The sequence below is a fragment of the Actinocatenispora sera genome, assembly GCF_018324685.1.
Classification (GTDB): domain Bacteria; phylum Actinomycetota; class Actinomycetes; order Mycobacteriales; family Micromonosporaceae; genus Actinocatenispora; species Actinocatenispora sera.
Genome location: NZ_AP023354.1, coordinates 4100184 through 4114339 on the forward strand (window position 1 = coordinate 4100184; position 14156 = coordinate 4114339).

Annotated in this window: 13 protein-coding genes; 7 read left to right on the forward strand and 6 right to left on the reverse strand. The window is 72.2% G+C overall.

Going from position 1 to position 14156, the window contains the following annotated elements:
• The first annotated feature begins 149 nt into the window (after nucleotides 1–149).
• The 4 genes from Asera_RS19560 to Asera_RS19575 all read left to right on the forward strand — a co-directional run bounded on the left by Asera_RS19560 (nucleotide 150) and on the right by Asera_RS19575 (nucleotide 3282).
• Nucleotides 150–1001 (forward strand): 3-hydroxyacyl-CoA dehydrogenase family protein, encoded by an 852-nt coding sequence (locus tag Asera_RS19560; RefSeq protein WP_030448077.1) that lies wholly within the window; start codon nucleotides 150–152, stop codon nucleotides 999–1001.
• A gap of 62 nt (nucleotides 1002–1063) precedes the next feature.
• Nucleotides 1064–1675 (forward strand): DNA polymerase ligase N-terminal domain-containing protein, encoded by a 612-nt coding sequence (locus Asera_RS19565; RefSeq protein ID WP_030448078.1) that lies wholly within the window; start codon nucleotides 1064–1066, stop codon nucleotides 1673–1675.
• Complete coding sequence (gene ligD, locus Asera_RS19570; protein ID WP_084132254.1) at nucleotides 1672–2595, forward strand: non-homologous end-joining DNA ligase; 924 nt, start codon at nucleotides 1672–1674, stop codon at nucleotides 2593–2595. The genes Asera_RS19565 and ligD overlap by 4 nt, the downstream gene beginning before the upstream one ends.
• A gap of 228 nt (nucleotides 2596–2823) precedes the next feature.
• Nucleotides 2824–3282, forward strand: a complete 459-nt coding sequence (locus Asera_RS19575; protein ID WP_084132256.1) for an STAS domain-containing protein — start codon at nucleotides 2824–2826, stop codon at nucleotides 3280–3282.
• Nucleotides 3283–3463: 181 nt separating this feature from the next.
• Here the strand turns inward: Asera_RS19575 and Asera_RS19580 are convergent, their stop codons facing one another.
• The 5 genes from Asera_RS19580 to Asera_RS19600 form a co-directional block, all read right to left on the reverse strand.
• A complete protein-coding gene (locus tag Asera_RS19580) occupies nucleotides 3464–3751 on the reverse strand; it encodes a hypothetical protein (protein ID WP_030448081.1) in 288 nt (95 codons plus the stop codon).
• A 216-nt stretch (nucleotides 3752–3967) separates the two neighbouring features.
• A complete protein-coding gene (locus Asera_RS19585; protein ID WP_030448082.1) occupies nucleotides 3968–4681 on the reverse strand; it encodes a hypothetical protein in 714 nt (237 codons plus the stop codon).
• Nucleotides 4678–7479 carry an FtsK/SpoIIIE domain-containing protein gene (locus Asera_RS19590; RefSeq protein WP_030448083.1) on the reverse strand — a complete coding sequence of 934 codons (2802 nt, stop codon included), beginning with the start codon at nucleotides 7477–7479 and terminating at the stop codon, nucleotides 4678–4680. Before Asera_RS19590 ends, Asera_RS19585 begins: the two co-directional genes overlap by 4 nt.
• Complete coding sequence (locus tag Asera_RS19595) at nucleotides 7469–8380, reverse strand: hypothetical protein (protein ID WP_030448084.1); 912 nt, start codon at nucleotides 8378–8380, stop codon at nucleotides 7469–7471. The genes Asera_RS19590 and Asera_RS19595 overlap by 11 nt, the downstream gene beginning before the upstream one ends.
• 4 nt (nucleotides 8381–8384) lie before the next feature.
• Nucleotides 8385–8648 carry a hypothetical protein gene (locus tag Asera_RS19600; protein ID WP_225918396.1) on the reverse strand — a complete coding sequence of 88 codons (264 nt, stop codon included), beginning with the start codon at nucleotides 8646–8648 and terminating at the stop codon, nucleotides 8385–8387.
• A gap of 441 nt (nucleotides 8649–9089) precedes the next feature.
• Between Asera_RS19600 and Asera_RS19605 the strand changes: the two genes are divergently transcribed.
• From Asera_RS19605 to Asera_RS19615, 3 genes are all read left to right on the forward strand, one after another.
• Nucleotides 9090–10559, forward strand: coding sequence for a carboxylesterase/lipase family protein (locus tag Asera_RS19605; protein ID WP_030448086.1), 1470 nt, complete (start codon nucleotides 9090–9092; stop codon nucleotides 10557–10559).
• A gap of 379 nt (nucleotides 10560–10938) precedes the next feature.
• Nucleotides 10939–11775, forward strand: a complete 837-nt coding sequence (locus Asera_RS19610) for a helix-turn-helix domain-containing protein (RefSeq protein WP_244843948.1) — start codon at nucleotides 10939–10941, stop codon at nucleotides 11773–11775.
• A gap of 210 nt (nucleotides 11776–11985) precedes the next feature.
• Nucleotides 11986–12852 (forward strand): Hint domain-containing protein, encoded by an 867-nt coding sequence (locus Asera_RS19615; RefSeq protein WP_084132258.1) that lies wholly within the window; start codon nucleotides 11986–11988, stop codon nucleotides 12850–12852.
• 530 nt (nucleotides 12853–13382) lie between these two features.
• Here Asera_RS19615 and Asera_RS19620 read toward each other — a convergent pair.
• Nucleotides 13383–14153, reverse strand: coding sequence for an IS5/IS1182 family transposase (locus Asera_RS19620; RefSeq protein ID WP_030450047.1), 771 nt, complete (start codon nucleotides 14151–14153; stop codon nucleotides 13383–13385).
• Nucleotides 14154–14156 lie beyond the last annotated feature (3 nt).

The following is a 14156-nucleotide window of genomic DNA, read 5'->3' on the forward strand; positions in this document are numbered from 1 at the left end:
TCGAGACGCCGCGTGGACCGTCACGAACCTCCTGCCCGCAACAACCAGGTACCGGTCAGGGCGGCACGGCCATCCGCCGCCACCCGGTCCGCACCCCTGGGTAGAGTTCGCTACTGAACGGTAGCTTTGCTCCGAGGAAGGGGACGGACATGGCGGGACGGCTCGCGGTGGTCGGCGCCGGGCTGATGGGCTCGGGCATCGCTCAGGTGGCGGCCCAGGCCGGTTGGCGGGTCAGCATGCGCGACGTCGACGACGCGGCGCTGGCGCGCGGGATGGCCGGCATCGAGAGGTCGCTGAACAAGTTCGTCGAGAAGCAGAAGGTCAGCGAGCCGGACGCGGCGACCGCGCTCGGCCGGATCGCCACCACCACCGACCTCGGCGTGGTGTCCGAGGCCGACATCGTCGTCGAGGCGGTGTTCGAGCAGGTCGAGATCAAGCAGCGGGTCTTCATGGAGCTGGACCGGCTCGCCGCGGACGGCGCGGTGCTCGCCACCAACACCTCCGCCATCCCGATCACCACGATCGCCTCGGTGACCAAGCGGCCCGAGTACGTGGTCGGCACCCACTTCTTCTCGCCGGTGCCGATGATGGCGCTGGTCGAGCTGGTTCGCGGGTACCAGACGAGCGACGAGACGATGGCCCGCGCGACCGCGTTCGCCGAGGAGATCGGCAAGACCGTGGTGACCGTCAACCGGGACATCGCCGGCTTCGTGACCACCCGGCTGATCTGCGCGCTGGCGATGGAGGCGGCCCGGCTGGTGGAGAACGGTGTGATCAGCGCGGCCGATCTGGACACCGCCTGCAAGCTCGGCTTCGGGCACGCGATGGGTCCGCTGGCCACCACCGACCTGACCGGCGTCGACGTGCTGGTGCACGCCACCGAGAACATCTACGCCGACAGCAAGGATCCGAAGTTCGCCCCGCCCGAGTCGCTGCTGCGGATGGTCGCCGCCGGGCACCTGGGCCGCAAGTCGCGGCAGGGCTTCTACTCGTACGAGTAAGCGGCCGGGTTTGCCGCCGTCGCCCCCGGGTACGCCTGACCGCAGCGACCCGGGGAGGCGCGATGGCCGCGACGACACGTCACCCGTTGACCGAGTACCAGCGCCGCCGGCGCTTCGACCGGACCGCCGAACCGTCCGGACGATCCGGCGGCTCGCGCGATCCGGCGGCCGGCGACGGGCTGTTCGTCATTCAGCACCACGCCGCGTCGACCGACCACTACGACTTCCGGCTGGAGGTCGACGGGGTACTGAAGTCCTGGGCGGTGCCGAAGGGCCCGTCCACCGATCCGCGGGACCGGCGGCTCGCCGTACCGACCGAGGACCATCCGCTCGACTACGCCGACTTCGAGGGCACCATCCCGGCCGGCGAGTACGGCGGCGGCACCGTACTGGTGTGGGACACCGGCGGTTACACCAACACGACGCGGCGCGGCGGGACCGCCGTGTCGATGGCCGACGGGCTGGTGCGCGGGCACGTCACGTTCCGCCTGGACGGCACGAAGCTGACCGGCGGGTACGCGCTGACCCGGTTCCGCGGCGGCGACCACGAGGCGTGGCTCCTGGTCAAGCAGGACGGGGAGGGCGCCGACGCGCGCCGCAACCCGGTGTCGACCCAGACCGAGTCGGTGCGCTCCGGCCGTGACCTGGACCAGATCGCGGCGGAGGCCCGGTGACCGTGCAGGTGGGTCGCCGCCGGGTGCCGCTGACGCACCCGGACAAGATCCTGTTCCCACCGGCGGACGGGTCGTCCGGATCCGGGATCGACAAGGCCGGTCTGGCCGACTACCTCCGGCTGGTGGCCGACCGGATGCTGCCGCACGTGCGGGAGCATCCGCTTGCGCTGCAACGGTTCCCGGACGGCACCGGCGGGTCCGGCTTCTTCGCCAAGAAGGTACCCGAGTCGGCCCCGGACTGGGTGCACACCGTCACCGTGGACCGGGTCACCGGCGGCAGCGTGACGATGCTGTGCGCCGACGATGTCGCCACCCTGGTCTACCTCGCCGATCTGGCCGCGCTGGCGCTGCATCCGTGGCCGAGCCGGGCGGCGGCACCGCGCCGCCCGGTCAGGCTGATCTTCGATCTGGACCCGCCCGGCGCGGACGACTTCGCGGTGGTCCGCCGGGCCGCGCTCGCCCTGCACGACCTGCTGGCCGAGCTGGAACTGTCCGGCTACCCGATGACGACCGGTTCCCGTGGCGTGCACGTGGTGGTCCCGCTGGCCGCCCGGCAGGACGTCGACGAGGTACGCGCGGTCGCCGGCGCCATCGCCGATCGCCTGGCGGCGCGGTATCCGGACGAGTTGACCACCCAGGTACGCAAGGAGCAGCGGCACGGCCGGCTGTTCGTGGACACGCTGCGCAACGCGTACGCGCAGCATGCGATCGCGCCGTACTCGCCGCGGCCGCTGCCCGGCGCTCCGGTGGCCACCCCGCTGTCCTGGGACGAGCTCGCCGACGAGACGCTCACCAGCGCCCAACGGTACCGGATCCCGGACCTGGCCGACCGTCTGTCCACCGTGGATGATCCGTGGGCCGGGCTGGGCCGGCACGCGCGCGACCTCGACCCGGTTCGCCGCCGGCTGGGGGAGGACTAGCCAAGGGGTACGACTCAGGGCGGAGATGGATATCGCCGCGGCGGAGGAGGTTGTCAGGGTGTCGCCCCTGGCATAGTTCAGGGTGTTCCCCGGTCCCGCCGCGGCCGGCAGGGCCGTACCGTCGGTGGTACCGCTGGGGGAGCGGGGAGGCGTCGGACCCGGCCCGGGCCGGTTTCGTCATGGGGGTGGCGAGCCGGCGCGCGGCCGGGTCCGGGGACCGTTGGGGGGATGGTCGTGGCGGGTGAGCGCGCATTGCACTGCACGAAGGAGCAGTGCGACACCAGCGAGCGGGTGGCCACACCGGAGTCACGTAGCGACAACGGGCCGAACGGTTCGGCGGAGACGCCGATCGTGGTGCACGTCTCCGGCCGGTTCGATACCCACACCGCCGCCGCCATTCGGGAACGCCTGCACGCCGCGGTACGCCACGGTGACGGTCTGCTGCTGATCGACATGTCCACTGTGGACACCTTCGACGCCACCGGGTTGGGTGTGCTGGTCGGTACCCACCGGCTGGCCGAGCAGGCCGGCCGGCGGCTCGCGCTGCGCGGTACCCCGGCCCGGCTGACCAGGCTGCTGCACCTGACCCGGCTGGACCGCTTCCTGCCGACCGTCCCGGTACCGTCGGCCACCGCCTCGCCGATGAGCGCCTGGCGCCCGGACGGTTCCCACTTCACCGCCGCCTGAGCAACGCGCGCTCTCGGAGCCGGCGCGAGTCCTTGATCGGCGCGCGGATGGTGCATTATTTACGACGCGTTCTCGAACGTCTGTCGGAAAATGCCGAGCGGGATTCCCGAATGGAATGACGGATAGTGGTCGCCGCCGGAATCCCACGCGGGACCGCGGTGACCGTCAGTGAAACGGATCGTCAAACGGCGCCGGTGTGCGGGCGCAGCCGCTTCGCCGCGGCGTCGAACGCAACCCGCAGGCGGTCCGGGTCCTGCGCGCAGACCGCGTCGTGGAAACCGGCCTCCAGCTGATCGGCGATCGCGATCAGCGCGGGATGCAGGGCGACCGCATTCATCCGGCTGACCGCCTTCATCGCCGGGATCCACGCTTCGACTTCGGTGCCTGAGCTGGGTAGCTCGCACATGATCAGCTGCATGTATGCCTCGCGAGCAGCCTCGGTCAAACTCAGGCCCTGCATGTCGTCCATCGGCGTCCTCGTGCGTGTGTTCCGATGTGCGGATCGCGACGTGTATGCGCGATGTGCGTATCGCCGCGTGGCAAAGCGGTGGGGCAAGTCAAGCACAATTACCCAGCCAGGGGAATACCGTCCGAATTCGCATACTGCGATCGCCGGCTCCGGCCGCGCTCGGTGAATGTCATCCTAGGGGCACCAAGATGGGAATTTCCTGACAGCGTCGTTCGGTCAATGCCCGAGGAGGACGAACAGCCCGATCGTGACGAGGACACCGGTACCGAATACCGCGCCGAACGCGCGCGCGGTCATCGGCTGGCCGTACCGGGACAGCCAGCTCAACCCGGCCGGTACGCCGGCGAGGGTGCCGAGCGCGAAGGCGACGTCGGCGATCACCCGCGCCGCGGCACGTTCGCCGACCGGCATACCGGGCGCGGCGACCAGCAGCGCGGTGCCGATACCGGCGCAGACCACGGCGCCCGCCACGCCGGCGATCAGCATCGCCACCCAGATCGGTACCGGTGGCCGCAGCGGCAGTTCGCCCAGCCGTGCGGCGGTCACGGTGCGCTCGGCCCGGTCGAGCAGCTCGGTGGCCGTGATCGCCGGCTGCGCGGTCACCGCCCGCGGCGCCGGCGCGGGCCCGAGGTCACGGCGCCGGACGGGCAGCGCGGCGAGCTCCCGCCAGATCCGCCGGACCCGCCGGTCGACCGCCTCGACCGCCTCGGCCGCCGCGGCGACCGCGGACCGGGCCGCGCGCACCCGGCCTGCCGACTCCTCCAGCCGGTCGGTGATCTGCCGTCGCCCGGTGACCAGTGCCTGGTCGGTCCGGTCCTGGCCGGCGACCTGGTCGTGCAGCGGCAGCGCGAGCGCCGCGACCGCCAGCCGGTAGCGCTCCCGCGGCGACCCGGTGCCGGCGACCGGCCGGGCGTCGGCCAGCTGGCTCATCGCTGCTCCTCGGTGCGGTACGGGATGACCACCCGTGGGCGGCGGTCCACGGCACGGTCGAAGAACAGCGCCCGGCGCTCCCGCGGGTACCAGTGCGGGCCGCCGGGTTCGGTGGACAGCGGCGCCAGCTCGGCGCCCTGCACGTCGAGCGCGAGCCACGCACCGAACGCGTCGAACCGGGCGCCGAGGCCGCCCAGGTCGTCGCGCAGCCGCGGTACCGAGCGCCACCAGCCGAGCAGGTGGGTACGCAGCTCGGGGCCGCGACCGAGAATGTCCTTGAGGTCGTCGCGGGCGCTGCGCCGGGTGGCCGGGTCCTTGCGCTCCAGCCGGGTCGCCGCCGCGTCGACCGCGTACGCCAGCAGCACGTGCGGCCGGGCCGGCTGGTCGCCGCCGTCGCGCAGCGCCCGCGCCGTCGCCGCGAACAGCCCGCACACCCCGTCCCGGTCGTACCAGTCGACGTCGTGGCCGCCCGCGCCCAGCTCGTCGTGCAGCCGCTTCGCCGCCTCGACCGCGTCGTCGTCCAGGCAGACCAGGCTGAACCGCACCGCGCCCGGCCGGTACTGCGCCGCCAGCGAGACGGCCGCGGTGGCGAGCACGTCGCAGGCCTCCACCGCGCGGGCGCCGAGCACCGCGAGGTTGCGGCCGGGGGAGCGGGACAGCCGCACGCCGGCGGAGCGGCCGGTCACGTCTATGGTGTGCCCGACCAGCGCCACCGGGGTACGGCTGGGTTCCGGTCCCGGTACCAGCGCGGCCAGGTCGGCCGCCTCGGACAGCAGCGGCACCCGGCCGCCGTCGAACAGCACCGGCGGTGCGGCGTCCGGATCGCGCCGCTGCCAGAGCCGCTGTTGCAGCACGTCCAGGGTGCCGCGGCGGCCGGCGTCGGGGATGTGCGCGACCCGGTTCGCCGGCTCGGCGCCGGAGTCCGGGTTGATCACCGCGTGGTGCCGGGGCACCGTGTCGGCGGCGAGGTTGCCCTCGGCGAGGATCCGGCGCGCCTTCGGCAGCGCGATGCGCAGGGTGAACTGGGCGACCATCGAGGCGCGGCCCCACAGCGCGTCGATGCCGGACAGGTCCTGGCTGGCGAGGATCAGGTGGATGCCCTGCGACCGGCCGCGCCGGGCCAGATCCTCCAGCAGCCGGGCGGCTTCCAGCGCGACCGCGTCCCGGCCGTCCAGCAACACCTGGAACTCGTCGATCACCGCGACGATGCGCGGCCACTGCCCGGCCGGGTCCTCGGCGCGAAGCTCGGCGAGCTTGGTCGCCTCGTACGCCTTGGCCGCCTCGGCCCGCTCGCGCAGCTGCTGGTGCAGGAACGCGAGCAGCGCCAGGCCGTACTCGCGGTCGGTGTTGACGTTGACCCCGACCAGCCGGACGTGCGGCAGCCAGCTCGGGTCGCGCCGGCCGGGCGCGAACCGGGCGAACGACACGCCCTCCTTGAAGTCCAGCAGGTAGAGCGCGAGCTCGTCGGGGGAGTAGCGCGCGGCGAGCGACCCGATCAGCGCGTACAGCAGGTTCGTCTTGCCGGTACCGGACGGGCCGCCGACGAGCGCGTGCGGCGGCGAGTCGCCGAGCTCGACCTCGACCAGACGCCCGTCCGGCCCGGCGCCGACCGGCGCGGCCAGCCGGTCGGCCGACGACTCGGTCCACTCCTTGGCGGGCAGCAGGTCGGCGAACACGGCCGGGTCGGGCCCGGCCAGTACCTTGGCCGCGATCGCCCGGCTGGTGCCGGTGGCCAGCTCGATCGACGGCGGTGGGTCGAGCTGTACCAGGAACTGGTTGCCCGTCAGGGAGGTCCAGGCCCGGTCTCCCCAGAGCACGATCCGGTCGAGCTGCGGGTGCCGGCACCACTCGCCGGCCGGCCCGATGCCGGCGATCAGCAGGTGCACCCCGCAGGCCGGCCCGGTGCGGACCAGCCGGTCGAGCTGGGCCTGCTGCGCGTTGGTCAGTTCGGCGCCGTCGCCTTCGCCGAGCAGTACGGCGATCCGCCAGGGTTCCGGCCGGCGACCGGTCGCCGCGTGCAGCTCGCGCAGCGCCGCGTAGTCGCCGGCGAGCACCGTCTCGTTGATCCGGCGTACCTGCTCGACCAGCCCGTCCAGCACGTCGCCGAGCCCGCCGGGGCCGACGAACGTGAGCAGCCCGGCCTGCGCCAGCGGGGCGAACGCGGCCAGGCTGCCGCCGAGCCGTTCCGGGTCGTACACGGTCAGCTGCACCGAACCGGGCACGGTCGAGCCGAGGATCCGCAGCAGCAGCGAGCCGACGAACCGGTGTACCCGCTCGGTCGGCCGGTGGGTGACCGGCGTGGTCGGTTCCGGTGCCGGCGCCCGGACGGCCAGCTCGGCCCGCTCGTGGCCGGGGTCCTCGATCAGCAGGTGCGCCTCGTCCAGCACGGCGACCAGCGCCGGCAGCGGCGGCTCGGAGCCGGCGACCACGTCGCGGGCCAGCAGCCGGCCGATCCGGTACAGCCCGGGCGGCTGGGCGCGGGCCGGCAGCGTCGGCGCCCAGTGCGGCCAGTCCAGGCCGGCGGCGCCGGGCGCCTGCTCGATCGCGAGCGCGGTGAGCTGGTCGGCGGCGGCGCGCAGCCGGTGCAGCGACTGCCGGTCGACCTCGCCACGGCGGGTAGCGTGCGCGGCCAGCAGTCGCTGTCCGCAACGTTGCGCCTCGCGCTCGGCCCTGGCATGCTCGTCGCGCATCGCGTCCGCCGCCGCCTGCGCCGCGGCGAGATCGGCGCGCGCCGAGCCCCGGGCGTACGAGAGGGTCTGCCGGAGCTGCTCGATCAGCTCGCGGCGGCTACCGGCCATCGCGGCGCAGCGTCTCGTCGGGGCGCTGGGGCGCCGTGGCGGTCAGTTCGGGCAGCCGGTCCTCGGTGCCGCCGAGCGCCCGCAGCAGCTCGCCGACCAGGACCGGCCAGCCGACGACGGCGTCGACCGGGTGCCGCTGGCTTGCGGCGCGCCGGGCGCCGAACGGGTCGCACAGCTGCCCGACCAGCTCGGCCGGCAGCTCCGGCGGCAGCGCGGGCAGCAGGTCGCGGATCCGGCCGGTACCGCGGGTGGTGAGCGTCGCGGCGTCGTCGGGGCACAGCGGGTGGCCGACCAGCTCGGTACCGAGCCGGCGGGCGGCCCGGTCGGCCGGCGCGGCGAGCGCCATCCCGGTGGCCGGGTGGGTGGCGAGCAGCGCGTCGCGGTAGGCGTCCCGGCCGCCGCGGGCCGCGCTGCTGAGCCGGCGCAGCGCCTCGGCCGGCTCCTCCGGCGTGGCGTGGTCGTCCCGATCCCCGTCGGAGCGGACCGTCTCGGGCCGCTGCTCGTCGGCCGGCCGCCCGGTGAGCTCGTCGACCCGCCGCTGCCACCAGGACCGCAGCGCGAGGATCGGCTGCGTGGCGAGGTCGGCGCCGCCCGGCGCGACGACGGCGCGGGCCGGCGCCGGGGCGGCGTCCGGGGCCGCGACGCCGGCGACCCCGATCCCGGTCAGGTACCCGTCGAGTTCGGTGAGCACCGACCGGGTCGCCGCGATCGCGCTGTCCAGGTGGCTGCCGGCGAGGGTGAGCTGGCCGAGCCACTCGGCGTGGCCGGACTCGCGCATGACGTACCCGCAGCGTTCGGTGGCGTCGCGCAACGCGCCGGCGGCGTGGGTCAGTTCGGGCAGCGGCAGTTGCTGCCCGATCTCGCGCAGCCGGGCACCGAGCGACTCGACGAGGGACGGCACGGCGCTACAGGCTGGCGAGGTAGGTCTGGGCCTGCTCCACCGCGCCGATCGTGGTGGCCAGGCAGTTGTCCAGGTCGTCACGGGCGGCGACCAGGGCGGCCTGCGCGGTCTGCACCGCCTCGGCGCCGGAGCCCTCGACCGCGAGGGCGAGGTTCTGCTGGGCGGCGTCCAGCTTCTCGTTGGCGAGCTGGACCGCCTGCTGGCCGTCCTGTACCTCGGCCACGGCGGCGTGGATCGCCGACTTGACCTCGGCCACGTTGATCGTCACGTAGACCCTCCTCACGGGCGCTGGTACGACAGGCAGGTCCTGGGAGGCCTGCACAGGAAGGACCTCTCAGGGGATGCCCGGTCGGGTAACAGGACTGCCGCGACTCCTCTGCGCGCTCGGGCGCATCAATCATGTCAAGAACGACAAAAGGACACCAGGAAAACCACAACATTTCGTGCCTGTGTCGTAACTGACAGTCGCATATCCGGCGAGCGCTGTCCACTTTTCGGCCTCTCTCGCGCCACCTCTCCTCCTTTGCGACAAGTATGTGCCGGCATCCCGCGGCGACGGAAGGTGCGATACGCGACACCGCGGCTTGTTCCTGTCCGGTAAGGTGGTCGCCTCGCCGCCGGGCCGTGCACCGGACGAAACATTCGTCCAAGACGCGCCGGCGCCGCCGCGACCATGCTCGACCCGTACCGACCAGGTGAGGGGTGGGCGATGACGGTCGTGGGCGAGGCGCCGACGGTGCGGGTGACCGGCGGTCGGGTGGTCGGGCGGATCGACCGGGGAGTCGCCGCGTTTCTCGGCATCCCGTACGCCGCACCGCCGTTCGGCGCCCGTCGGCTGCTGCCGCCCGCACCACCGGTGCCGTGGGCGGGCGTGCGCGACGCCGGCCGGTACGGGCCGACCTGCCCCAAGACGCCGGGCACGCCGCTGTTCCCGGAGACCGTGATCGACGGCGAAGGCTGCCTCAACCTCAACGTCTGGACCCCCGATCCGCAGGCCACCGGGCTGCCGGTACTGGTGTGGATCCACGGCGGCGCGTTCACCACCGGCGCCGGCTCGCTGCCCGGCTACCGGGGCAGCTCGTTCGCCCGGGACGGCGTGGTGTGCGTGACGATCAACTACCGGCTCGGCGCCGAGGGGTTCCTCTACCTCGGCAACGGGGTCGCGAACCTGGGGCTGCGCGACCAGCTCGCCGCGCTGGCGTGGGTGCGCGACAACATCGCCGCGTTCGGCGGGGATCCGGACCGGGTCAGCGTCGCCGGCCAGTCCGCCGGCGCGGTCAGCGTCGCCACCCTGCTCGCCATGCCGCGCTCGGCCGGCCTGTTCGGCCAGGCGATCGCGCAGAGCGGGTCGGCCGCCCGGACCCTGACCCCGGACGCCGCCACCGACGTCGCGGCCCGGTTGGCCGACGCGCTGGGCGTCCCACCGACGCGGGCCGCCTTCCGCGAGGTACCGGCCGACGCGCTCGCCCGGGCGTCGACCGCGCTGGTGGCGGCGAGCCAGGTACCGCACGATCCGACCAGCTGGGACGTGCTGCCCTTCGCCCCGGTGGTCGACGGCGACACGCTGCCCGCGCACCCGTTCGACGCGGTACGCGGCGGGGCCGGTCGCGGGGTGCGGCTGCTCACCGGCTGGAACCGGGACGACACCCGGATCGGGTTGGTACCCACCGGGATGATCGACGCGGTCGACGAGACCATGCTGGCCGGAGTCGTGGCCGCGCTCGGCGGACCCGACGGTACGGTCCAGCGCTACCGGTCGGCCCGGCCCGGGGCGGGCAGCGGCGAGCTGCTGGCCGCCGTGACCACCGACCGGTCGCTGCGACTGCCGATCACCCGGGGCGTGGAGGTACGGCTGGCCGGCGGCGCGGGCGGGAACTGGTTGTACCGCTTCGACCACGGCTCCACGAGCTTCGACGGCCGGCTCGGTGCCGCGCACGCGGTGGAACTCCCGTACGTGTTCGACCTGCTGGACGACGAGTCGGCCCGGCCGCTGATCGGCGCCGATCCCTCGGCCGCCGTGGCGCGGACGGTGCACGGCGCCTGGGTCCGGTTCGTCACCGACGGCGATCCGGGTTGGCCCCGCTATGACCTGGCCAGCCGCAACACCGCGCTGCTCGACGCGGCGATCACCGTCGTCGCCGACCCCGACGGCGCGGAACGCGCCGGCTGGCCGGACTGACAAGGCAACAGGATGCCGTCCCTCGCCGGGGGCTGCGCGGCCGGGCCGATACTGGAGCAGGATGCCCGGCTCCGGTGCGAACGGCGGCCGGAGGCCGAACGGGTGGTGCCGCAGCCGGTGGCCGACGGACCGGCCGGGTCGGGGGACGACCGGCGTGCCGCGGCCGGATCGTGGCGGGGTGGCCCTGGATGCGCCCGACCGACGCGAGCCGGAAGCGGGCCGGCGGCCAGGTGACTGCGACGCGGAAGTGGGCCGGCGCTGAGGTGACTGCGACGCGGAAGTGGGACGGCCTCCGGGTGGCGGCGACGCGGAAGCGGACGGCCGGGTGGGTGCGAGGCGGACGTGGGCCGGCGGCCGGACGGGTGCGAGGAGGTGTCGGGTGAGCGCGGGAGGAGACCGGTGCAAGGTCGCGGTGCCGGGCTGGCAGATCGAGACGTACGCCCGGCCCGGCGTCGCGATGGCCGGCTACGGCGACGAGGCGAACGAGTTCGGCGACATCGCGCTGATCCCGCACCCGACGCTGACCGTACTGTTCGACCTCGGCGAGCGGCCGTTCGTGGTCGAGGACGCCGGCGGCGCCCGGCAGCGGGACCGCGTCGTGGCCGGTCTGGCTCCGGTCCGAGCCCGTGGCCGCGGGCTCGCCGGCCGCTCCGAGTGCCTCCAACTGCGGCTCTCCCCGCTGCTGGGGTACCCGCTGCTCGGCGCCGCCGCCGACCTGCGCGGCGCGGTCGTCGCCCTGGACGACCTGTGGGGCCGCGAGGCGGTACGCATCCAGGAGCGGTTGCGGGCCGCCCGCACGTGGCCGGACCGGTTCGCGGTCGTCGCCGCCGCGCTGGCCCGCCGGCACCGCGACGCGGTTCGTACGGTCGACCCCGAGGTCGCGCACTGCTGGCGCCGGCTGACCGCCACCGGCGGCCGGGTGCGAGTCGACCGGCTCGCCGCCGAGGTCGGCTGGAGCCGTACCCGGCTGTGGTCCCGGTTCGGCGCGCAGGTCGGCATCACCCCGAAGCGGGCCGGGCGGCTGATCCGGTTCGACCGCGCGGTGCACCGCCTCGCCGCCGGCCACCCCGCGGCATCGGTCGCGATCGACTGCGGTTACGTCGACCAGTCGCACCTGCACCGGGAGGTGACCTCGTTCGCCGGCGCCACTCCGACCGAGGTCGCGGCGTCCCCGTTCCTCGCCCTCGACCACGTTGCCTGGCCCACCCGCCGGTAACACTGAGCCGTCGCCGTGCGCGTGCGCACCCGGCGGTGCCGTCCCCGGCCACCGCCGGCGTTCCCCGGGCTACCGCTGGCGTTCCCCGGCTACGTCGCCGCCCCCGCCACGAACTCTTCCCCTACCGCACCGCCTCCTCGCTTCCGGCTTGCGGCGTGGGGGCTGCGGGCTGCGGTGTAGTAGCGTGCGCCACGTTGGAGGTGAGGTCGAGTGCCGTTCGACTTCGGCCTGTCTCGTCCGGCGACGCTCGCACCCTCGAACGTGGTGGCCGAGCCTTCACATGGCGGTGGCCGCCCGAAGGGATGCAACAGCTTCCCCGGCGACACCAGAGTCCTCCTTGCAGACGGCAGCACCAAACCTATCGCGAAAATTCACATCGGTGACCGTGTCACCAACGCGAAACCAGACGCTCACGGCACGCAGAAGCACCGCGTTGACGGCGTCATCCGCACCACCACCGACCACGACTTCGTCCAGATCACCCTCAAGGATGGCAGCGGCCGGCAGAAGATCACCGCGACCGCCCATCACCGATTCTGGGACCACACCACCCACCGCTGGACCGAAGCCACCAACCTGAAAACAGGCGACCGACTCCAAACCACCCACCGCACCAGCCGCATCACCGCGCTCACCCGCTACACCAAACCCCAGATCACCTACAACCTCACCATCCGCAGCCCCCACACCTACTATGTACTCGCTGGAAATACGCCAGTTCTTGTGCATAATGCAGGTGGCGAACTTGGGCCGGGCGAAGTATTCCTTTGGCGTGGTGTCAAGGGAATGGAGCGTGATGATCTCCTGAAGAACTGTGTCTTCAAGAGCACCCAGGGAGTCAAGTATTTCTCTTTCACGGAAAGGGGGTCGGCGGAATATGCTAGAAGGGCGTACGCCGCCTATCCGAAAGAGGGTAGAAATACAATGGTGCGCACCAAAGTCAACCTGGCAGATCTTCCTGAATCTGCAAGAATGGCATACACGGCAGATGTCGTGGACGGTGGCGTCGCCCTTCAGGACGACGTGCTTCCGAAGCTGAGTAGGCCACAGTTGATGCCTTCTATGGGCTGTGGGTGATGGTGATGGAATACGTTATCGCCTCATCATCGGAAAGCGTTGTTCAGATGTGTCGGGAAATGTTGGGATTCCTCGCCGGCGTTAGTTTTCGGATGGGTTCGATTCCTGAAACAGGCTTTGACTGTGATGCCGCGATCCTAAACTCCCCCCTTGGTCACGAGCGTTACGGGGGTACGCCTCAGATTGGGCACGTTCAGACTCTGATCAACCGTCGTGATGACGGAGCTCCCGCAGTTATCCTGGCGGCGGCTCCAATCAGGGCTGACGTGGCTGCCGCAGAGCCCAGCGACGCTGAGATCGAGAGTCATGTGCAAGGCGTCATCGAATCTTGCATCTCTGCCTTCAGATCGAAATTCCCGAATCGCGGAGAAGAGGCCCGCATTCTACTGCATCTAGAAGGTGCTGGAATTGATCGTCGGGACATCAAAGTCCCGTTGAGGGGTGTTCTGAGATTTCTTGAAGATTCCTAGCGTATCGGGTCCATTATTCACCGCTGTGGTATCGGTGGAACTCGCACCAGTGAGCCTTTTTCATCCTGCTGCGAGTTCGTGGTCTTGAAGGACGTGGATGGCTTTGGCGAGTCGGCCGGCGCGGTGGGGGCTGGAGCGTAGCTTGCGCAGGATGCGCCAGGTTTTGAGCTGGGCGTTGGCGCGTTCGCCGGGGCCACGCAGCCTCGCGTGCGCCCGGTTGGCAGCTTTCTGAGACTCGGGTTTACCCTTGCCCTTGTACGGAGTGATCACCGGCTCGCCGATCCCGTGATAGCCCTTGTCGCCCAGGGCGATCAGCCCGGCCTGGCGTAGCGCGGCGAGAATGTTCCAGATGCGGGCGGCGGCGGTGTCGTGCACGCTGCCGGGCAACGCACCCGACACCCACAGGATGGCCCCGTCGGGTGCCGAGATCACCTGCAGGTTCATCCCGTGCATCCGGTGCTTGCCGGAGTAGAACGGCCGGTCGGCGGCCACCCGATCGATCGGGACCAGGGTTCCGTCGATGATCACGTAGGCCATGCCGGCCCGCCTCGCGGTCTTCAGCGCCGCCTGCAGCTTCGGTGCCCGGTCGGCCAGCAGCTCCACCGTCTCGTTGACGTAGCGCCAGCAGGTGGCTGTGGACACCTCGAAACCCGCCCCGACCTGCGTGAACGGTTCACCTTTGCGCAGATACACCAGCACCAGCAGCGCCTGTTGCCCCGCATCCAGCGCCCGCCACCGCGAGCCGAGTTGCCGACGATGGCGGCGGATGAGTCCAGACACGAAGGTCAGGGTCTGAGATGACAACGGCAGCGCGGCACGGTAAAACAACATGAA